Source organism: Aeromonas piscicola (assembly GCF_000820005.1).
GTDB classification, from domain to species: Bacteria; Pseudomonadota; Gammaproteobacteria; order Enterobacterales; family Aeromonadaceae; genus Aeromonas; species Aeromonas piscicola.
Genome location: NZ_CDBL01000052.1, coordinates 466480 through 486349 on the forward strand (window position 1 = coordinate 466480; position 19870 = coordinate 486349).

27 protein-coding genes and 2 other RNA genes are annotated in these 19870 nt (G+C 57.8%); 3 read left to right on the forward strand and 26 right to left on the reverse strand.

Features of this window, described 5'->3' with window-relative positions:
* Positions 1-7 precede the first annotated feature (7 nt).
* The 13 genes from BN1128_RS12810 to BN1128_RS12870 all read right to left on the reverse strand — a co-directional run bounded on the left by BN1128_RS12810 (position 8) and on the right by BN1128_RS12870 (position 10329).
* Positions 8-934, reverse strand: a complete 927-nt coding sequence (locus BN1128_RS12810; protein WP_042869273.1) for a Mu-like prophage major head subunit gpT family protein — start codon at positions 932-934, stop codon at positions 8-10.
* A gap of 38 nt (positions 935-972) precedes the next feature.
* Complete coding sequence (locus BN1128_RS12815; protein WP_042869275.1) at positions 973-2148, reverse strand: phage protease; 1176 nt, start codon at positions 2146-2148, stop codon at positions 973-975.
* Between the two features lie 207 nt (positions 2149-2355).
* Positions 2356-2817, reverse strand: coding sequence for a phage virion morphogenesis protein (locus tag BN1128_RS12820; protein ID WP_042869277.1), 462 nt, complete (start codon positions 2815-2817; stop codon positions 2356-2358).
* Positions 2817-4097: a phage head morphogenesis protein gene (locus BN1128_RS12825; RefSeq protein ID WP_052445513.1), complete on the reverse strand. Its 1281-nt coding sequence runs from the start codon at positions 4095-4097 to the stop codon at positions 2817-2819. Before BN1128_RS12825 ends, BN1128_RS12820 begins: the two co-directional genes overlap by 1 nt.
* Positions 4090-5700 carry a DUF935 domain-containing protein gene (locus tag BN1128_RS12830; RefSeq protein WP_042869281.1) on the reverse strand — a complete coding sequence of 537 codons (1611 nt, stop codon included), beginning with the start codon at positions 5698-5700 and terminating at the stop codon, positions 4090-4092. The genes BN1128_RS12825 and BN1128_RS12830 overlap by 8 nt, the downstream gene beginning before the upstream one ends.
* Positions 5700-7364, reverse strand: a complete 1665-nt coding sequence (locus tag BN1128_RS12835; RefSeq protein WP_042869283.1) for a hypothetical protein — start codon at positions 7362-7364, stop codon at positions 5700-5702. The genes BN1128_RS12830 and BN1128_RS12835 overlap by 1 nt, the downstream gene beginning before the upstream one ends.
* Positions 7361-7951, reverse strand: coding sequence for a DUF3486 family protein (locus BN1128_RS12840; protein ID WP_042869285.1), 591 nt, complete (start codon positions 7949-7951; stop codon positions 7361-7363). Before BN1128_RS12840 ends, BN1128_RS12835 begins: the two co-directional genes overlap by 4 nt.
* Before the next feature lie 8 nt (positions 7952-7959).
* Positions 7960-8250, reverse strand: coding sequence for a VpaChn25_0724 family phage protein (locus BN1128_RS12845; RefSeq protein ID WP_042869287.1), 291 nt, complete (start codon positions 8248-8250; stop codon positions 7960-7962).
* Between the two features lie 9 nt (positions 8251-8259).
* A complete protein-coding gene (locus BN1128_RS12850; RefSeq protein WP_042869289.1) occupies positions 8260-8532 on the reverse strand; it encodes a DUF2730 family protein in 273 nt (90 codons plus the stop codon).
* The gene (locus BN1128_RS25895) at positions 8525-8797 is read right to left on the reverse strand and encodes a hypothetical protein (protein ID WP_042869291.1); all 273 of its coding nucleotides are present in this window, start codon (positions 8795-8797) and stop codon (positions 8525-8527) included. The genes BN1128_RS12850 and BN1128_RS25895 overlap by 8 nt, the downstream gene beginning before the upstream one ends.
* Positions 8778-8969: a hypothetical protein gene (locus BN1128_RS12860; protein ID WP_042869293.1), complete on the reverse strand. Its 192-nt coding sequence runs from the start codon at positions 8967-8969 to the stop codon at positions 8778-8780. The genes BN1128_RS25895 and BN1128_RS12860 overlap by 20 nt, the downstream gene beginning before the upstream one ends.
* Entirely contained in the window at positions 8966-9817 is an 852-nt protein-coding gene (locus BN1128_RS26045; protein ID WP_052445514.1) for a peptidoglycan-binding protein, read from the reverse strand. The genes BN1128_RS12860 and BN1128_RS26045 overlap by 4 nt, the downstream gene beginning before the upstream one ends.
* A 92-nt stretch (positions 9818-9909) precedes the next feature.
* Positions 9910-10329, reverse strand: a complete 420-nt coding sequence (locus BN1128_RS12870; protein ID WP_042869295.1) for a Mor transcription activator family protein — start codon at positions 10327-10329, stop codon at positions 9910-9912.
* Positions 10330-10489: 160 nt separating this feature from the next.
* Between BN1128_RS12870 and BN1128_RS12875 the strand changes: the two genes are divergently transcribed.
* Positions 10490-11524 (forward strand): DUF3289 family protein, encoded by a 1035-nt coding sequence (locus BN1128_RS12875; RefSeq protein WP_209428563.1) that lies wholly within the window; start codon positions 10490-10492, stop codon positions 11522-11524.
* On the forward strand, positions 11521-12012 hold the full coding sequence (locus BN1128_RS12880) for a DUF943 family protein (protein ID WP_042869297.1): 492 nt from the start codon (positions 11521-11523) through the stop codon (positions 12010-12012). The genes BN1128_RS12875 and BN1128_RS12880 overlap by 4 nt, the downstream gene beginning before the upstream one ends.
* 42 nt (positions 12013-12054) lie before the next feature.
* Here the strand turns inward: BN1128_RS12880 and BN1128_RS12885 are convergent, their stop codons facing one another.
* The 4 genes from BN1128_RS12885 to BN1128_RS24685 form a co-directional block, all read right to left on the reverse strand.
* A complete protein-coding gene (locus BN1128_RS12885; RefSeq protein ID WP_042869299.1) occupies positions 12055-12576 on the reverse strand; it encodes a gp16 family protein in 522 nt (173 codons plus the stop codon).
* A 9-nt stretch (positions 12577-12585) separates the two neighbouring features.
* An RNA gene (locus BN1128_RS24680) (hammerhead ribozyme type II) lies at positions 12586-12659 on the reverse strand.
* 270 nt (positions 12660-12929) lie between these two features.
* Complete coding sequence (locus BN1128_RS12890; RefSeq protein ID WP_042869300.1) at positions 12930-13481, reverse strand: hypothetical protein; 552 nt, start codon at positions 13479-13481, stop codon at positions 12930-12932.
* Positions 13482-13491: 10 nt separating this feature from the next.
* Positions 13492-13564, reverse strand: an RNA gene (locus BN1128_RS24685) — hammerhead ribozyme type II.
* 57 nt (positions 13565-13621) lie between these two features.
* Between BN1128_RS24685 and BN1128_RS12895 the strand changes: the two genes are divergently transcribed.
* The gene (locus BN1128_RS12895) at positions 13622-13828 is read left to right on the forward strand and encodes a hypothetical protein (RefSeq protein WP_042869303.1); all 207 of its coding nucleotides are present in this window, start codon (positions 13622-13624) and stop codon (positions 13826-13828) included.
* An 87-nt stretch (positions 13829-13915) separates the two neighbouring features.
* On the opposite strand, the gene BN1128_RS12900 is transcribed toward BN1128_RS12895, so the two are convergent.
* The 9 genes from BN1128_RS12900 to BN1128_RS24690 form a co-directional block, all read right to left on the reverse strand.
* Positions 13916-14368, reverse strand: a complete 453-nt coding sequence (locus BN1128_RS12900; RefSeq protein ID WP_244464590.1) for a hypothetical protein — start codon at positions 14366-14368, stop codon at positions 13916-13918.
* Entirely contained in the window at positions 14365-14583 is a 219-nt protein-coding gene (locus tag BN1128_RS12905; RefSeq protein ID WP_042869383.1) for an ANR family transcriptional regulator, read from the reverse strand. Before BN1128_RS12905 ends, BN1128_RS12900 begins: the two co-directional genes overlap by 4 nt.
* Positions 14576-15094 (reverse strand): hypothetical protein, encoded by a 519-nt coding sequence (locus tag BN1128_RS12910; RefSeq protein ID WP_042869306.1) that lies wholly within the window; start codon positions 15092-15094, stop codon positions 14576-14578. Before BN1128_RS12910 ends, BN1128_RS12905 begins: the two co-directional genes overlap by 8 nt.
* Positions 15095-15194: 100 nt before the next feature.
* Positions 15195-15713, reverse strand: coding sequence for a host-nuclease inhibitor Gam family protein (locus BN1128_RS12915; RefSeq protein WP_042869308.1), 519 nt, complete (start codon positions 15711-15713; stop codon positions 15195-15197).
* A gap of 237 nt (positions 15714-15950) precedes the next feature.
* Positions 15951-16283: a hypothetical protein gene (locus BN1128_RS12920; RefSeq protein WP_042869311.1), complete on the reverse strand. Its 333-nt coding sequence runs from the start codon at positions 16281-16283 to the stop codon at positions 15951-15953.
* A complete protein-coding gene (locus BN1128_RS12925; protein WP_156140264.1) occupies positions 16270-16554 on the reverse strand; it encodes a hypothetical protein in 285 nt (94 codons plus the stop codon). The genes BN1128_RS12920 and BN1128_RS12925 overlap by 14 nt, the downstream gene beginning before the upstream one ends.
* A gap of 11 nt (positions 16555-16565) precedes the next feature.
* Positions 16566-17273, reverse strand: coding sequence for an AAA family ATPase (locus BN1128_RS12930; RefSeq protein ID WP_042869315.1), 708 nt, complete (start codon positions 17271-17273; stop codon positions 16566-16568).
* Positions 17274-17324: 51 nt separating this feature from the next.
* Positions 17325-19556, reverse strand: coding sequence for a Mu transposase C-terminal domain-containing protein (locus tag BN1128_RS12935; RefSeq protein ID WP_156140266.1), 2232 nt, complete (start codon positions 19554-19556; stop codon positions 17325-17327).
* Positions 19549-19815 carry a helix-turn-helix domain-containing protein gene (locus BN1128_RS24690; protein WP_420864934.1) on the reverse strand — a complete coding sequence of 89 codons (267 nt, stop codon included), beginning with the start codon at positions 19813-19815 and terminating at the stop codon, positions 19549-19551. The genes BN1128_RS12935 and BN1128_RS24690 overlap by 8 nt, the downstream gene beginning before the upstream one ends.
* Between the last annotated feature and the right edge of the window lie 55 nt (positions 19816-19870).

The window sequence follows — 19870 nt, forward strand, 5'->3', positions numbered from 1 at the left end:
GGAAGGGTTACAGGTAGTCGGCGACCAGCAGTTCCAGGCGATTGCGCAGTTCGTTGGAGGTGGTGCCGTTCATGGACGCATCCAGCTCACGTTCCAGCAGACGGGTTGCCACTTTCTCCAAGCCCGGCGGCACAACCAGCATGGTCGGCTTCATGGAGAGCTTGCGGCCACCATCAGCCTCGATGGTGCGCATTCGTTGGATCACTTCCCACAGGTTGTCCGCGTTGAGCTCGGCCAGACCGGCCATTGCCATCTGCCAGAACCCATAACCCACGTTGTTACGCATCCGCACGCCGTGCAGGTATTCGTCCAGCATGAACACGTGATCGGAGTTGGCGGCGCTGTACTTCATCTCCAACTCCGCTTTGGTGCGTTCCTGGTAGATGATGGGTTTGATGGCGCGGGAGGTATCGAGCACGAACCAGGGCAGGCCCTTCCAGTCAGCATCCGGCATGTACACGTTGGAGTGCATTTTCGGGGTGCCCGTCCCATCCGGATTCGGGTAAATGGGGTGCTCGGTATCAAAGAAGTTCTGGCCGTCATAGCACGGTTGATCGAACCCGTTGGCCAACGCCTCGAACACATGAATGTCCGGGTGTTGTTCGGCGGCCAGCCCCATTTCCTGGAACAAGGTGGCGTAGATGCCCAGGTTGTCATCTTCGATATCAACCCGCGACACACCCACCGTCCCTTCGAACAGTTTGTTGGGCACCATGTAGCCGTCAGATTTCATCGATTCGATGACACGGGCACCGATCCACTCACGCAGCATCGGGAACTTGCCGAGCCAGCCGTAGACGTTGGCCCCGCTACTGGACGGGATCACCGAGGCGATTTTTTTGTACTGGCTTGGCGCCATGGCCAGGCCGTTTTGAAAATCCTGGCGCCAGGTGCGTTGCAGCTCCGTGAGCAAGGCGGGGGTGATCATTGCCATATAAATAAGTCCTTTGAAAAATTGACGATAACGGGGAGTTAAACCGGGTACTTGGCCAGGTATTGCTCTGGGCTCAGTCCTGCGGCTTTGGCAGAAATGGCCTGGGTGTCTGTCAGAACGGCCACGCCTTTGGTCTTACCTTGGTCGACGTCCACGCTTTGCGGGGCGCTGGCAGTGAGGGCTGCGATGACCGGGCGGGCATCTATCATCGCGGACAGAGCGGCCACCCCTTGTTGGGAGGCCAGCTGGCGGGCGTAGCTCTCTTCGCAAGCCAGCAGTTGCCCCTTGTCGCGGGCGCCTTTGATGAGGACGTCCACGCTCTGGGTGTTGGTCTTGGCACTCAGGACAGCGACTTGTTGCACCAGGCCGTCATAGGTGGCTTTGGGCACGAACTGGGTCAGATCAACCTGGCCACTGGCGGCGGTCAGGGCCGCTGTCTTTTCGCTGACCTGGGCGGTCAGGGTGGCCATTTGGCTTCGGCGGCTACTGATGTAAGCCATCAGACCTTCGCGGCTCAGCATGGCCTCGCCATCGGCCTCGGTTTTTATGATCTCGACGATGGCTTGCAATGCGCCCTGGATCTCTTGGGCCGTGGCCGTTGCGGGCAGTTTGAGCAACATGCGCAGGCGTTCGAGTAATTCGTCCATATGGATATCCTTTTGAATAGAAACGGGAAGGGTCAGGGTTGCCGCCAGGGCGGCCAGGGCATCCATACCAACCACGCCGGGGTCGTTGGTGATGGCTGCCATGCGCAACTCGAGCGGACGGCCCGAGGCGTCATAGGGGAAAACAGCGGAGAGAAACCGGTACTCTTTGGCGTCGATAAAGGCATCCGCCTTCTTCGTCCAGCGGGGCTTGACGTAGAGTCCCGCGCCTTCACGCCATTCAATCTCCGAGCCGGTGAACCAGCCGGCAGCCGGGGCGGGCTGACCGTTCACCTCTTTGTTGAGGGTCTGGTGCTCATAGTCGATGAGAATGTCCTGCCCCAGCAGCGTGGCTTTGGTGATGAGATCTGCCGCAATCTCGGCATCCAAACGCCAGTGACCGCCGTCCACATCGAAGGGGCGGCCGTCTCGGGCCTTGAACTTGCCAGCGGGCAGCAGCTGGTACCATCCGTCAGCCGCAGATTGCAGATCGGCGGTAAGGATAGCGACGCGGGCCGGGGCCAGGGCGGCAGCTGTCAGTGCTGCAATGGGGTGAAGTTGTGTTTTCATGCCGCCATGATGGCGGGGGCCATCATGGGGTGGGGTTTATCTCAAATGACACGTTGCACAGCGGTGCAAACGAGGGGGAAATATAGGAAGAAATGGCGTGAGCGACGATAAGACGGGTGAAAGCGACATCGCCATGCGCGTGAAAACCGCGTGAGAAATCGCAAGGTTCAACTTTAACACCCACGCCAATACGTTGGTAGCGCCATCCTATAGCGAGCCCGTCAGCGCGCCCTGGATGGCTTGCAAAATCTCCTGGCGAGCAACCCCATCCAACCCCATGTACGGACGAGCGGAAATGGCCGCGGGGCCGGGAGGCATTCCAGCGGTCCCTCCTAGCTGGTGAATGGCCGCATATTTCATCGGTGAGCCTATCCAGGCAGTGGTGGGGCTATACCCGGTGGTCAGCGACGTTGCCAGCAAGCCCTTGACCTGCAAGATACGCCCAGGCCAATGTCCGCCTTTCTTTCGCCGGGCCTGATGCCTGGGTGTCAGGTCGGCCCAGGGGGCACCCGTCTCAGGATCCCGCTCATCGGCAAATGCCTGCTCGCTACTGTCCGCCAGGATGCCCGCAATCTGGCGCGTGATGATGCGCGGGTTCTCACCCATCGCCTGGAACCTGGCAAACGCGGCCTGGATGTTGGCCGTGTCAATGCTGATGTCGAGATCCATTATTCGCCTCCCGGCAGTTCGCCCTGAATAAGAACATAACGGCCCGCCGCCATATCCTGCGCCAATGTGTCCCCGTGGTAACGTGCCAGCCCGGTGCGCACGGCCTGCTCGTTGGGCTCGCTCGTTGCCAGGGTGGCCATCAGGCGGTTGTCGCCGAGCAGCAGCAGATCGCCATTATGTTCGTCTCGCAGCATGGCGCGCGGGGCGGCGAGCAGGCTAGGCAATGCCTCATAGTCGGACTGGTCGAGTGGTGTTGACTTCACCGCTCGCTGCGACAACACCGCAACCCGCCCCATGGATGATGAGCCTGCCTGTTGCACCAGTGCATCACTGAGGAACGCCACCGGCATTACCCCCTGGGTGGCGCGCCCGTCCAAGGCTGCGCCAACCCAGTCACGATAGGCCGCCAGGCGTACCGGGGCGTTGTTAAGAGACTGGGTCATTGCTTGGCGTAATGGCCGGTCCTGCATCTCGATTAACTTGTTGGCCACGGCTGCATCCGTCCCGAACGCGGCACTGCCCACGTTATACGACCAGCCTGCGCTCGGTGCCATACTCACGCGCTTGCCGTTACGGACGGTGCTAAAGCGGGTGACATCCGACTGATACACCTCGCCAGTGACCAGGCTCTCACCCATTTCCACCGTGGTGGTGCTCAAGTCCCCCTCGCTGCTGCTGACGCTCAGGCCATTGGCCTCCAGGCGCTGTTTGCTCATTGCCCGCACCCTGCACCGGCAGCCCCAGTCATTGGGTGGATAATGCGTTTCCCAGATGGGGTCCGTCGCGGCGAACACCAGGCCGTTCATGGCGGCGTGAGAAGATCGCGTGCTCTTGTCCATGACCGCGATGTACTGCCAGTAGGGGTGCTCAGGCTGGTTCATCTGTTGCAGGTAACGTCCCGCCTGGTACGCGGTGGTCATGTTGGTGCGGTAGATGGTTTCGAGCCGCCGTGGTGAGCCCAGTGTCACGGTCTGTTGCTGGCCGTTCTCATGGGTGACCGTGGTTTGCCCCCACCACCCGAGCCGCTTGAGCTCGGGCATCAGCTGGTTGCTAAATTCGCGCATGGTCATGCCCGTGGCCACCGCTTGCCCCACCGATGACTGAAGGGTGGTCAACACCTCCAGGCTGGTCGCTTTGGCTACGGTAAACCCGCGCGCGTGGGCACTGTGCAGCGTTTCTTGCCAGTCCCAGCTGATGGTGTGGCCCTTTGCCTGGAAGTAGTCGACCACCTCCTTGGGCTCCATGCGCAGCAGCAAGCCGATATTGAAAATGTTAGCCATCGACATCCGCGCGAATGCGCCCCCAGGTGTCTGCCAGGAAAATGGCGCGTGTCAGCAGTTCGGCCAGCGCGTCAGTGTTCATCTGCGGGTACAGCGTGGCGGCTTGCGCCATGGCCGCCTCTGGCCCGCGCTTGATGATGGCCTCGATCACCGGTTGCAGCAGCGGCCCCATCACCCGACCCCACTCATCGCCATTGATAGCAGCCATCACGCTATCCAACTGCGTTTGCCCCTCATCTTGCGCGGCCTGCGTATCCTCTGCGGTCAAGGTAGCCACTGGTTGATGCGCGCTCAGCATCGCAGACGGCAGGCGACCAAACAGGGAGTCTGACGACGCGGCGCGCAGTACCTCCTCATTTTTTCCTGGCATCGGAATTTTGAGTTTTTCATGCGCCCAGGTCAGTGGGATCCGCATGCCGATGCCAACCAGTCCCGGCACGCTCTGGGCAAACATCGTCATGTCCTCGGGCTCTGTGGTGTCGAACACCAGCTTGGGCAGCCGACCTGGTGAGCGGTACGAGCGGGCATTGAGGGCATACAGCGGAAACACCAGATCGCGGTTGAGGGTATGGGCCAACTGCATCAGGTCGGAATTGCGCAGCTCCTGGCGCACTTCGTTGTGGACATTGCCCAGGGCATTGGTGGAGCTCTGCCCGTCAGCCTGCGAGGTCAGGGTGCCGCCCAGGATAGCCTTGGACATGGAGCGCTCGCCCCAGGAGATCATCAGTTCAAATGGATCGGCCGTGCCGGTGGCAGCCTGTTGAAAATCAATGTCCATGCCGCGCGGAATGATACCGCCCGCGTTATGGCCGATGGAAAGTACTGCCCGCATCAGGGCGGACTTGTCCTTCTCGGTGGCCCCTTCCGGGAACTTGCCCAGTTTGAGCGGGAGACCATAGATCTCCAGGAACTCGGCCAGGTCGCGCACACTGTAGTTTTTCCAGATGAACGGCCAGATGAGGGTGCGCACCAGGCCGGTGCGGGCCATGTAACCTGATTTGGATTTGGCCCGATGCACCATCCAGCCCAACGGATTAAGGGCAATGCCGTTCTCACTGCCATCACGCAGGCGCAACGTCTGGGGGTCTGCACGGGCGACCTGGAAGATAGACGGATCGCGCCACTCGCAGCCCTGCGGCACCAGCAGGCCATCCACGTTTTCCCAGCCGGTAAACTCCTGCGCACTGAAACCCTTGAGCAGGGCGTCAGAGGCATCAAAGATGGTATCGGGCAGCCAGTCAAAGCTTCGCAGCAACTGCTCCATCAGCGCGCAGTCGGCTTTCTCGGCCGCACTGGCATCACCAGGTGGTTGCAGGGTCCACGCGACAGGCAACCAGGCGCGACGCCGTTTGCCAAGCTCACTGAACAGGTGGGTATCTTTCTCCTCCATGTCCTCGGCCAGCTGACACTGGGCGAGGAGGTTGCCAAGCTCAGCCTCTTTGAGCAGATCCGCCGCCCGATTGGGGGTGATACCCACGCTGGGATGAGTGCTGACCTGCTGCATGACCATCCCCACCTGGGGATTATTCTCGGTTTGGATCTCCTGCCTGGTCGGTGCCGCCAGCGGCTGGCCATCCGGCCCCAGGATCTTGCTTTTTGCCATTACCAACACCCTTGTTCAAATTGGTGATAATCATCCAGGTCGCTGTATTTCGAGACCGGCGTATGCCTGCTTGGCAGTGGGATGAACCCTTCCATGGTGCCCCCCTCCATCCAGCTGGCCCGGACGGCCATCACCAATGCCACGGCGAAATCGCCATGGCGCCTGGCTTTGCCATCCTGGCTTTCCAAATCTTTCTGGCGGCCCTTGTCGATCTGCGGGATGCCGTTGACCAGCTTGATGCTGAGCAGGTCATCGAGTACTGACTGGTGACGGGGCAAGTCCAGGTTAAACCCTTCAAATTCGCCCTTGAGTTTGGGCATCCACTCGGCGTACCAGGACTGGGACAGGTTGACCGCGTCAATCATGTCCGGCCCAAAGCGCAGCTTGGCCGATTCGGCCAGATAGCCGCCGTTGCCGGTGGCATCAAACGCCCCCGCCCGAAAACCCGGCAGACGGGTCAGGATGTAGAACATGATCTGCTTTTGCTGGTCGTAGGTGAGATTGCGCAGCTCGACTGCGAACGGGACACGCTTGCGTAGGTCACTTTGGATGGTAAGCGGCACAAACACGGTGAGATCGCCTTTGCGGGCAAAGTCCTCACCAAAGACATGACGACTGCGCGGATCGAGCTGGTCAATCAGCGGCTGGATGTGGGTCTGGCACCACGCCTCTATTTCGGCCACACGAACGGGCTCTGGCCAGGATTCAAAATCCTCTGGCGCTTCATAACGCAGGATAGGAATATCCCGTGCCTGCACCATGGCCGACTCAATCAGAATGCGGGAGAGGTAGTTTCCGCCGCTCTTTTTGGGGATGCAGCCATACTCCTCGTCAGCCGATTCCTTGTTGGGGGCATTTTTATAAAGCCGGTCTCGCCATGCCCTCTCGGCCTCCAGGCTCCACTCCTGGCGGGTGACATAGCAGATTCGGCGATAGAGTCCGTCAGCCAGCGCATCGTCCAGCGTGATGCGGTGAATGCTGTAGTCCTTGCGCCCCTCACGCACGTCCTGGATGTATTGGTTAAACAGGTTGTCCACGCCGTTATGGGTACTGATAAGGCGGACCTTGTTACCCCACATGGTCAGCGCCATGGCCGCCTTGAGCAGCTCGTCAAGTGACTCATGAAAGCCCGCTTCGTCAATCACCACATCACCTTGCAGGCCGCGCAAGTTGGATGGGCGCGAACTCAGTGCCTGAATTTTGAATCCACTGTTGGGAAAGCGGATCATGTAGGTCAGGATCTCTTCGTGCTTGTCACTGTCCCACAGTGTCTGCTCATAGACATCGGCCTTGGCCAACTGGTTGAAGGCGCGGGCGAACAGGGCGCAGGCGGCGATGTATTCCAGCGCCATTTCCTGACGACTGCCAACGTAGAACGTATTGCAGCCCCCCCGCCGTTTTGGCTTGGCAGCGTTGGTGACATTGCGGCCTGCCTCTGCCCAGGTCAGGCCGGTACGGCGGCTCTTCTCGCCAATCATGACCTCGCTTTCGTCTGCGAACCATGCGGCCTGATAGGGTAAAAACACGGGTTCCTTGAGCGGAAATGCCGTGCTGGTGTCGGTGGTGATATCGACGCCAAGCTTGCTGGCTTCGGCATTCAGGTCGATGAGCAGTGGCTCACCGACAGGACGCAATGCCTTGGGTTGTGCGGTCTTGGCCATCATGCTCTCCCCATCAAAATTTCACGGATCCGTGCTTCAATTTCCTCACTGATACCGTCCTGGCCACGTAACTCCTCCGTGACGGCGTTGGCCGCTTCCTCGGCATAGGCCGTGCGAATTTCGCGCTCACGCTTGAGGTTGTTGGATGCGGCAGCTTCCAACCGTTGCAGGGCCAGCGCCATTTCATTGAGCGCCTTGGGGGACACGGTCTTCTCGCCCTCACTGAGCGCCAGCGAGGTTTCAAACGCCAGGGATTGCACGAACTGGAACAGCAGTTTGCCCACATCGGATGAGGGCTCTTTGCCCAGCTTGGCGGTCCAAACCTCGGCCATCTGACGGCCTGCCAGGATCTTGTCGCCCACGGCCTCCATACGCCGATGATAACGGTTGAAGCTGGTGTAGCTCGGCATGGCCGCCTCTCCCAATCCCTTCTCTTCGATGAGCTGGCGTAGCCGGGCATGAATATCGAGCTGGGTCAGGCTGCCAGAGCGGATCATGTCGTTGATCTGTTCTTTGAGCTCGGGTGGCAGCAAGGCCACTTTACTTTTTCTGGATTTTGGCAACTGTGCTCGCACTCGTTCGTCAACCATGCGGCCTCCTATGGACGCGGACGCTTGACGCCCGGCACGATCACCACGCCGCGAGCCGTATCACCGCCACGCCCGGTCAGGGTGGCGACCATGCAGCCGGAGACATCACGCACTGATACCAGGTTTTGCTCCGCCAGCCAGGCCAACTCGGTGCGCACCGTATCGCGGCCACAAGCATGGCCATACATGCCTAGGCACTGCTCCAGGATGGATTCGTTCGCCTCAAAGCCGCCCATGTCACGCAGAGCGCGCAGCAGCACCAGGCGGCGGTCTTGTTGCTGTACTTCTTTAAAATCCATGATCACTCCTCAATTCAACTTGCTTTCAACAACCAGGCTCACCAGGCGATCTACGCCCTCCAGCTTTGCCGAGATGGAGCGCATCGCGCCGGTCACTTCGGTGATATCGCGGCGCATCGCGCTCCACTCATCCCGGTCTGGCAGGTGCAAGGTGCGCTCTTCCAGCTCATTCACCCGGCGGTGCAGTTGCTTGAGCTGTGATGCGCGCAGGATGCTCGTAAACAACACCCCGAGGGCCACACCAATCAACAGGCTACCGACGATCAAACCTGGCTCATTCATGGTCGAGCTCCTGTTGAGTGGTCGATGCCTCATTGGTGGGCACGGTGGCTTTGGTACTGGTGTTGTTGGTGGTGGTTTTGCCCTGTTGGATGATGACGCAGGAGCGCTTGCCGAACTTGATCTGCGATTCATCCGGTTCGCACTGGACGTTGTCGTTACGGGTGTCGGATTTGACGTAGGTCACGATCCCGGTACACCCGGACAACCCGAGCAGTCCCACCAAGAACATGGCTGTCGGGAAGGGTTTAATGTTGCGGTTTTTCACAATGGATCTCCTTGGCCTGCACACGAACAGAGACCCCCATGGCGGAGTCGGTCACAACAACCGGGGCACACCCCGGTTGACCAGAAACTTCATAGCGGACGTAAGAGGCGGCGCACCCGGTCACCGAAATGGCCAGGGCCAGCACGACGGCCAGACGTTTGATGTGTTTCATAGGCCATAGACCTCACTGTCGATGGTGCTCCAGGTCGTGGGGCCAACCACGCCGTCGACTTGCAGGCCATGAGCTCGCTGGAATGCCTTGACGGTCTCTTTGGTCTGAGGGCCAAAGACTCCGTCGTGAGGCAGGCCGAGCGCCAGTTGTAGTTCAATCACATCGCTGCCCTTGGCGCCGGTCATCAACTGGGCGCGTTCAATGCCCAGCCCTATTGCCAGGCGCCCTGCTTCTTCAAACTGGCGGGCGTAACCTGCGATGAGTTCCGCGCGGTCGGTGCCGTTGATGATGCGGCGGGCATTGATGTAGTCAAAGGAGCCGTCGGGGCGGTCGTAGTCGGCGAGGGATTTGCCGGTGAACCAGCCATGGCGCATGCCAAAGAGAGCGGCCTGGGCGGCGTAGAACGGCACCAGCATGCGCTCTGGATTGGCAACGAAATCCAGTTCGCCCTGGACAAGCTGGGGGTCAAAACAGAGGCGACTGGCCTTTTCGTAGTTCTCGCGCCAGGTGAGCTGCAGATAGCCCCGGCCGTAATAGGCGTGGCCGGTCTCTTTGTCCGGTTCGCCGTATGGGCGGCCAGCGCCTTTGCCGTATTCCTCAATGGGGCGCATGGTGGTGGCGGTTTCGTGGTAGATGGTGGCCAAGACGTATGCCAGGTGCGCCATGGGGGCGGCGAAACCGACCCCGCGCGCCACTGCCGTGGTGGCAATCAGTCCGCCGATACAGGCAGTTTGGGCGTTATCCAGGGAGCCCTTGAACAAGGTGGCCGCTATGCGATTGCGCAGCGCCTTGATAGAGCGAACGTCAGAGGGGGACGCCGCACAGGTGCAGCGACGTAATGCTTTCATGGTGGTTATCCGGTTTCATTGGGTAACCACATCATGAAGGTGGGGGGGGCGGAGGGGGATTTATCTGAAGTAACACCACCGGGCAAGCGGTGTTAGGCGAACATATCCGGTTGCAAACGGCGGGACAGGGCTTTGCGCTGGGTGGCGATAATTTTGTAGAGCGCCGGGTGGCTCAGGTGATATTTGTGCGACAGCATTTCGATGTTATTGCCGGTGAACTCGGCAAAGATGATGTTATCGCGCAGGGCGGCTTTGAGTGTTTCCCCGGTCGGCAGGTAGGTGGCGCGTCCGCCCATGTACCAGGCGATGGCCCCAGCGCACTTGGCTGCCAGCTTAACGCTGTTCTCGGACTCGACACCATTACGGGCCAGTTCACTTTGCAGCACGTGGAACAGGTCAGCAATGCGTTCAGGCCATTTTGCGCTCAGCTCGTCGGCGGGCATGTGCTCCATCCGATCCAGCAGCAGCGCCGCATCCGGGTCGTTAAAGAGGGAGAGGTTTTGTTCGCTCATGGCAAGCTCCTGATCATTTGTACAGCGGTGATGCTGGGATTATAACGAGTGGCATGTATCGGCGCTCAACATTTTGCCACTGACAAAAAGAGCAGGTTATCGGTTTATTGATATATGAAACAATTCACGCTTTCGGATCTCACATAAGAGGTTGTTCCGAATGGATGACGTGGATGTATGCGCCCGATGTGGCGGTGGGGTGATTGAGTATCGCCCCTTCATGGGGGCAATGATGCCCATGCCCAGGTTACCGACGTTGGCCGCGAGTGCTCGCGCTCGATTTGGTTTGCCGCCCGGCGGCAGGTTCATGCTGTGTAATCCGTGTAGAGATGGCGTTCCCGCCCTTCAGTCAGACATTTCCCGCCAACTCTCGTCGTCAGGCGATGTCTATCACACCCCAGCGGTGCCTATCCCCAAGCCGATTTCGGCAATTATGCCACTCCCCTTGCCTGCGCTTATCTTTACCAGCCAGCGGCGGATGGACGACATGAATGCATCCGATATGCATTATGGCGATATTCCGGAGGATGCCTTGCGCAACTTCTACGGCTTGCGCGACGTCTCGGCGCGCTGCAATCCGTTCACCATGGCGGACAGGAAGGCGAGCGCGGCCATATTGTTTGATGAGTTTCGGGCGCTGTCGGATATGTTTTCGTTCTACGGCCCCTACAAGGGATTGATGCGGTTGATGATCGGCCACATGCAGGGCAACAGTGGGACGACGTTTCGCCATCCGCTGCTGGATAGGGCAATGAGTGAACGGCTGGATATGAAAGAGGAAACAGAGACGCTGGCGAAACTGCAAGCTGCTCTGGAAGACAACATCGATTGGACATCAGGGTGCTACCCCTTGTATCGCAAAGTTGAGCTGAGAGACGCGGTACTGAATACTGTTTTGCCCAAGTTCAACAGCTGGCCAGACCGGGTTAACGGTATGGGCATCACGGTGCATGATACCTGGTCGACCCATATCACCCTGCAATCGCTGGAGGTGACGGGCAACCGCTACAAAGCCCAAGTGCAATTTCGCATCCAGGATCATTTTGGGCTGGATGACGATGATGTGCAGAATCCCTTTTATCGCCAGTTTCGGATCTTCCGGATATGGTTCGTGCTGCAACGCTGGGTGGGGTACGGCTATCGGCCGTTCATCACCGAAATGAACGTGACCAAAACAATTGAGGGTAGTCGATGAAGATGATGCGCAAACTGATGCTCGGGGCCGCCTGCGCAGCTGTGCTCTATGGAGTGTGGCAAGTGAGCCAGCCCCCTCAGATAGAGGCTGTACACCAACTCAGCGGAAGGCCACATCTTATCCTAGTGCGGCATTTCCCGTTGACCAGGCAGGGCAAGATTGACTGGTGGGATCGCAACCAGGTCACGCTCAAATCCCAATACGGGATCCCGGCACCTTACCCTAACGGTAATTTCTCCGTCACAGTGATGGAGTGGGATGGCAACTATCGTGTTGATCCTGGCCGGGATGCTTCGTTTTTTGAAGATGCCATCGATCTGCTCTGCTTTGAAGACATGAGCCCGCCAACTAATTGCATAGCAAAAAAGCCCGTCATGCATGTATCCAGCTTTGATGGTGAGCGAATGCGTTTCGCTGTTGATGGACCAACTGGGTGGGCAACCTACATCCGGGAACCCGGCTCTGATGAACTCAAACTCCGCCGATAACGCGTGGCGCGCTGCATAGCAAAACAGCCTCCAGGGAGGCTGTTATTTCTTCATTTCAAACTGCTCGACGAGCGGGCCGTAACCGGAGAGAGGTACGTGGCCACGCTGTTTTATCACCTCCCTCATCACGCGCATATGCCAGCGTTTGAGGGCTTCCAGTACCCGCACGGCCAGTTTGTCATCCAGCCAGGCGATGCTGGCTACGCCCACCCCTCCGTTCTCTGCCTTGGTCATCCTGACCACGTAGGCATCAAGGGCATGGCGGGAGGTATCAGTGATAACCCCGTGCTGGCCCATGATGACCCACACTGCCACGATCTTGTCCCCAATGCTCACGCGCGGGGCGGGGCGGCGTTCCTGGGGTTTAGTCGAGGTAGTCTTGCGGGACTTTTTGAATCCAATCGCAGAGAGCGCCTGATAGGCCGCTTTGAGCTGTTCGGACGACATCTCTTTGCAGCTTTCTTTCCCCGTAGCGCCCAGCAGGAGCGCTTGATAGTCCTCATCGCGCAGGTTCAGATTGCGCTTGGCCACGTGGATGATTTTGATGAGGTAGTTGCGGTTCATGATGTTCTCCTATGGCTGCTCATCAGTACCCGATCACCACATCGGATAGACCATCCCCGCCAGGTGGCGGGGTGGTTTCGCAGGTCACGGGCAAACGCTTCGTGACCATTTTGTTTTACCTACATGCGCAAAGGAACCTTTAGTGACTGAAGCTGAACGAGAGAAAATCATGTCCCCCTTACGTGAATTTCTTCACCACCCCACACTCAAATGGCCAAGGGGAAGTACCACGTTGTTACCTGCCTTGTCGTCAAACACCCAGGCTTGGCTGGAGGAACGACTGGCTGGCGAAGCGCTGACACAAGAAGAGTGCCTGTCTCTATCAACGCATCGTCAAATGTGGCTATGGATACTCATCGAGCAGCATTATAGCCATTTGTTGAAGGCGTCTCTTGACCCGACTCCATGCCTTCATGGCACGTCTCAACATGTAATTGGCACGCCGTTTCTGCGCTATCTCCTGCAAGAGGGATGGCTGGATTGACACGTTGCTCGGAGCCTTCATTGAGGGCTCCATTTTTTGCTTTATATCGGATGTCATCCCCCTCCCTAAAACTAGGGTAAGTCGCCATTGCTTCCTCTATCGACATCCCCCAATCAAATTCTAAGTGCGTAAATAAGCGTGTAAATTTGTTGGATCTTATTTCCTTGGGGAAGCCACAGACGTAGGTTAGGGGAGGTGTGGCATTCGCTTTGGCTGCACTCTCCAGATTTTGCCACTCAGGCTCATCGTCATCACCCAATACGCGCTGCAACACAATGAACTCTGTCGGTTCATAGCCCCACCAACGGCGGCGTGTTTCAAGTTGTTCGAGTAGCATCAGTAGCTGTTTTTGCTCACTTTCATTTAAAAACGCGGATGCTTCCAACCCTCGAATGAGGAAGTAGTGATTCTGTTTATCCATGATGTTTTTCCTTTGGTTGCTCATCAGTACCCGGAAACCATTCCGGGCAGACCAACCCGCCGCTTGGCGGGGTGGTTTCGCTTATCGTTTTACGTTGGTCGTGCTACCGTTTTTCTCCCTTTCATTACTGGAGCAGCCCCATGACTGATGGCGAACTCTACAAACTGGCCGTTGAGCTGGTCATCGCCGAGATCCATTCCAATTTCATTTCCCAGAGCACGATGGGCCGGGAAGATCAGATTGAGGACCGGATTGCGATGTACCACGACAGGCTGCGCAACCAATGGCGTTCACGGCATCAGACCGGAAATATTGAACCGTTCCCTGGTAGCGATGGCCGGTCTTGATGTAGATGACGTGACCACCGCATTTGTGTGTTGCTTTTTCCATGCCTCACCTCTCACAGGCCCCTTGCGGGGCCTTTGTTTTGCCCGTCATTCCAGTGGGGTTATCAAGGTCAGCCCTTCGATTTTCTTGAACTGACGCACCAGTGTGGCGGCAGAGCCGAAGTGCGACATCAGGTAGTAGCACCCTTGTTTTTTCAGATCGCCGTCTCCCCATTGGGCCTTGAAGCGCTTGATGCCGATCTGTTTTTTGTACTTCTCCAACTGCGCGATCTGCTTGGCGCTGTATTGCGCAAAAAACTTGTGAAACCAGACCTGCTTCACCACCTGGTTTATGAACTGGTCGGCAGGATCCAGCTTGTCCACGCTCTGCACCCACTCGCCCTTGATGGCACCGTCGATAAACACCTCCAACACGGTTCTGCTTTCGCTTTTGCGTGCCCGGCGGATCTGAATTTCGTGGCCGTGCAGGTCGAATTTCATATCGACCCACATGGCCTTCAGGTGCTCTTCGATGGCTTTCCACTGCTCTTTACTGATCATGATTCCCTCCGGATACCGAGCTTGATGCAGGAGCGGCAGAAGTCGCGGCGACGTTCAGCCCACCATGCGTTGTGTTTTTGCTTGCTGACTTGGCGGGCCTTGCCCCACATATCTGCCGCCTCCTCTAACTGGCCAACGCGCTCCAGTTCGGCTGCTCGTTGGGACAACGCGGCATAGCCGTTCGGGTTCTGAGCCTTGAATCTGATGTTATTCATGGCCATCACCACGCTCATCAGCTGCGGAACGTGGCGTGGCGGACAGGAATCCCAGCAAGGCTTTGATGACTTGGGCGCCATCACTCATTTCCTCAGCCCAGTCGACAAGCCCACGCTCTTTTAAGCCCGTGGCAGCGTTGCGCATCCCAGTGACCAGGGAATTGATAGAGCCATACTCAGCCAAGAGCTCGGTCAGCTCCGCGCTGTACTGCTTACAAAGAACCACAGACGGCGCCTCGCTTTGTTCCTGCGCATTCATTTCCTCCAGGCCTTTCTGCAAGTGGTAATAGCCGCCCTGGTTGTTACCCATTTCACTCATGGCGGTGTTGATATGACGGCGAGCGATGGAGGCTTGCCGCCCTGCAATGCTGGCATGACACATCAGCACCGAGCAGGCGTCGTACAGCCGATTGGCCAGTGGGTCAGTGAAGTCCACCCCGATGGGGAATCGGCGGGCTTCAATGAGGGCAACGAGCTGCTCGACACCTACGTGATTTGCACTTATTTCCATGGTCATTACTCCTGAAATTTGGCGTAAGAAAGCCCCTGGCTGTTACGCCAAATATTTTCAAAATGGTATTTGTTGTTATTTCAAATAAGCGTTGCGCTTATTACTGAATATCTTGCTCAAACGGAATGATTTCAAAATCCTCGATACCGGACTTGATAGTGAGCCCTGGTACGGCGGCCACTTTCGTCGGGTCAGCCAGGATCGCCTCCTTGTTGAGCTCGATTTTCTCGCGCAGGAACTGCTTGAGGTTCATCTTTTGCAGGCAGTCGATCACATCGTCCACGCCGCGTGCTGTGACTGACGGCGGGCGGATGCGCCAGCGGATCTCGCCAGTGATGAGATTGGCGGTCTTCACCTTGCCATTCTCGGTCAGGGCTGCCCGGTTCGCCTCGCACCACAAGTGCACCCCGCCTTGCAGCTCGGCGACCTTCTCCTTGAGCTCGGCCACCTTGGGAGCTGCCGCGTTGGTCAGCTCGGCAATCTTGTCATTGAGCTCGGTTTCCAGGCGCACAATCTCGCGCTGGGTGTCGCCGATGGCGCGGATGTCATCCACTGCCTGCTCGCGGCTCTGGCAAACATAGGTTTTGGCCGGGGCCTTGTTACGTGGTTTCTTAGCCATTACATCTTCCTCAGGGTTAGCGAGCGCCAGATAATTAGGCACCCTTCTCGATTCGCGGCCCAGGTAATGCGCACCTGGTCCCCGACGATTTCCTTAATTTCCACCGCAGTCTCCTTGAGATGCCGTGGAGGTCTGTCTACCTCAATCATTGGGGATGAAAACCCCAGTCGAATGGATACTTCTCGGCATCCTTGAGCGTTAAGCCACTTACGGGCCTGGGTTGATATGAGCACTCGTTCACTGAGTGGTCGCATAGGCTGCCTCCTTGTGGCAGTTATGGGGGCAGATTTTGCAGCTGCGATACAGCAGCACCCTGACGCCCGTGGTGGCCCGAAGTGGTTGTGACTGGTGAAACAGGCACTTGTCTCTGGCCAACTCACCAAACACTGGGCAACTCACCGTATTGGCGGGGTACGCTCTTTCGACCGCTGCCTGGATGTGTTTGGTATTGCCGGGGTATTTTCCGTTAATGACCTTGGATACGGCGGTGCGTGAGTACCCCAGTTCGGCAGCCACAACCTGAATTTGGCGGCTCAGGCACTGCTCGCGTAGCGTATCAATCCAGCACATAGGTCACTCCGGCATTTTCGTCGGTGACACCGCGCAGACCGCGTTTGCCGCGCCCTTTGTAGCTGGGGGCGGGGGGCCTTGGCCCGTTGTTGCGTACCAGTTGGTACTTGTCGCCCTGCTGGCGCAAAAATCCGGCTTTCAGAAGACTCTGCAGATACACGCGAACGGTGTTCACGCTGGCCTCGGCGGTGGTGGCCACGTCATCACGGTCAAACAGTTTCAGGATGCGCATGGATTGCCACATGCGGTGACGAACGCTCGGGTTTTGCATCACATCGCTCCTCATGCTGCTTTGTGTCCCAGGAAGAAGGCGCCCTCAAAATCACGCTGGGCCAGTACCTCAAGGCCTTTGGATTTGGCGACTTTTTCGAGCTGGTGCAAGCCGACCACGATACGGCGGATCTCCCCGTTAGCGGCACTGAGCAGGGCTTGCAGCAAGTCATCTGCCACCCGGAACCCTTCGCACATGTCATCAGCGATTTTGCGGGCATCATCAAACTTGCATAGGCCGAACCCAACCCAGGCCATCACTCGGCTTTCAAATTGCGGAAAGTTCTTGAGCTTCTTGGCAATCTTGTCCATGCCGATCAAGATCACCGGCACGGTGGATACGTCATGAATATCCCGCACGGTCTCGACCAGATCGCCTCTGTCCATCAGGTAATCGGCCTCATCGATAAACAAAGGGCGGTTGTCCTCGGCCATGGCGCGTGTGATGGCGCGAATGGCTGCCCGGCTAGTACGGGGGGCATCCAAACCCAACTCTTCGCAGATGTCTTGCAACAGGCTCAAGGGGGTGCAGCAGCGCATAGCTCGCACATAGACTCCGTTCACCTGGTTAACGTACCAGGTCACGGCGGTCGTTTTGCCAAGCCCAGGCTTGCCGTATACCAACCCAAGGCCGGGCGCCCCAAACGGACGATTCATCAATTCATTGCCCGCGATAGCCAGACGGGTCACGTTATTGACGGGGACGATAGTTGATTTCATAATCAAAATTCCTCAGACGTTTACGCTGTAAATTGTGTGTGGGTGGCGGTGTTATTTGGCGATGGGGGTGCTGCCCCAACCCTTGTAATCCGCCACCATTTTTCTGCCCTGAAACTCGCTGGTATCTTCGTAACCTCGTTGCCAGCGCAGCTCAAATTCTGATAATTCCTCTCCGGCTTTTGCCTTGGCATCCATCGCCAGCCAGCGCGCCCACTTGGCCTCTTCGCTTTCGTCGCTGATGCCTTTGTCTTTGCGCACCTGAGCCATTACCTCTTCGAGGTCTTCCACTGTCAGTGGCGGCAGGCTATCCCCTGGCATTGGTTCGCGGTCAATGTCCTCCAGTGCCTCGCGGGCTTCCCTGGCCGCCATCAGCGCGGCTGGCTCGTACACTATGGCCGGGGCTGATGGGGTGAGCGTGGCCGCCAGTCCATCCGCGTTCTCCACTTCATGGGCCAGTATTCTGTCGGCGATGTCCTTGACGCTGTGCTTGCGCTTGGCGCGTTCGGCCAGCTTTTTGGCCTCAGACAACATGGCGCGCTGGGTTTTCTTGGCTTCCAGAGCCAGGGTGCGACGAGAAACCCCTAAGTATTCCGGCGCGGTAGCGATGCACAAAAACTCATGGTTTGCGCTGTAGACCACAAGGCGGCCCATATCACGCTCGTCGTAATAGACCTGCACCAGGTCGCCCACAACCAGCTCGGCGGCGACGTACCAGATGTTGTCAATCTTGATGCCCTTCTTGGACACAGTGCGGGTGCCACCGCCGTTGACCGGTTCGGCCAGCAGCATGTCCAGCGCCCGTTCATCATTAATCAACTCAATCTCACCCTGGTAGCTGGCGGCCTGCTCGGCAGGTGAACACTTCAAGCTCGCATGACGACGGTGGTGATAGACCTTGCTCCAGTCATCGCAGAAGGCTTGCAGCTCATCCGGGGTCATTCGCACTTCAATCAGCTCGCCCTTGGTCATCAGACGTTTGGCAAATGAACGCTTGGACTCAATGCCTTTTCGCTCGGCCACCGAGTGACCGACATAACCGGGCTTGAGCTCCAGCAGGTCATGCGAGAAGGTCTTGAAGAAACGCTCAATGTGCGGTTTCTCTTGTGGGCTGAACGGAGTGCACAGCACCTGCAAGATGTCCAGGTTGTCAAAGGTGAGCGCCAGTCGCTGGGCGACGTAGTCGGAGCCGTTATCTGTTTTGCACACCTCGGGCTTGCCCCAGTCCAGAATGGCGCCGCGAACCAGTTGAGCGGTGGCAGATGCCCGTGGTGTTTCAGTCACGAACATCCGGGCGCGGCGACTCCATACGTCAATGACGCCGGTGATATGTACCCGCTTGCGATTGCCTTCCCACACGCATTCCACATCCGCCGGGGTGGCATCGAGCTCCCACAGTTGGTTGAGGGCGGTGACATGCTCAGAGGCATCGCCAAAGGCCAGCATGTACTTGTTGCGCCACTCGTCCGGATTGGTCATGGCGGTCAGTGCGTTGGCGTTCTTCGCCTTCCAGGCAATCATCCAGCGGCCCATGTGGCCATCAGACGGCAACCGGTACTTTTCACCGAAGTGGGCTTTCATGGCGCGGCACAGCATGCGGCCATTGGCGCTGGGGTACTCGACCATCATGGCGATGGCGAACTCGGTCAGTTCTGGCTGAGTGTCCATCAATGACACGCCAGCCCGCTTTTGTGCATTCTTGGCCTCAATGGCCAGCGCATCGGCGCCCTGTTCGTGCAACAACCCTATCCAGCGATAGAGCGTTGTTTTATTGACGCGTGTCATGTCGATGACGGTCTTGTGCTCTTTGGCATAGGGCAGAGCCAAACTGGTGACCTGCTCAATAAACATCGCCATCAGTTCGCCTTTTTTGACGCCAGGGTGAGCGGCGACAAAGCCTTCGTACTGGCGAACCAGTCCGGCGCGGATAACGGCCTTCTTTTGATGCTCGGGTTTCATTTGCATGGTGCGAGCAGCAGACCCGGCTTTACGTTTTTTGATGGCCTGCTGGGTTGTGGCCAACTCGGCAGCCACTTCCGTTTCAGACAGCTTGGGCAGGGCTGCAATCTGACGCTTGGCCTCTTCCTTGCGCAGATAGCGCTGAGTTTCTGCGGGCAGGCAGTCGATGTGGTACTCGTAGCCTTTGCCAGTTTCGCGCTTACGGCGCCAGTCCGGATTGGTTTCAGAAAGCTTATTCAGCTTTGCCCGGACGTTATGAACACGGCTTGGGAAGCCTGGAAAACCCATGCACTGATCTGCTGTTAACCACATATAGACCTCATGCAACCTGATTCAATCCTACAACTTGGGGAATCTGCTCTTGATACCTGCTTGGCCAGATGGTTGCGGGAGGCTCGCCTATCGCATTTGCGATGAGCTGCTCCCCTTTTGGCCAGTGTCGGTACAAAGCATTGCGAAGCGTGTCCTCACTTAGCCCTTGATTTCGTGAAAGATCACGAAGGCTTATACCTTTTGCAGCCAATACAGCGCGAATATAAGCGCGTGGCCAGTCTTGTCCGGCTGGGATCATTCTGTGATACTCCATTGTTTATGCGGTTCCGGTAATCAACTCTGATAATCGGGACTGCGTAAAGTATTGA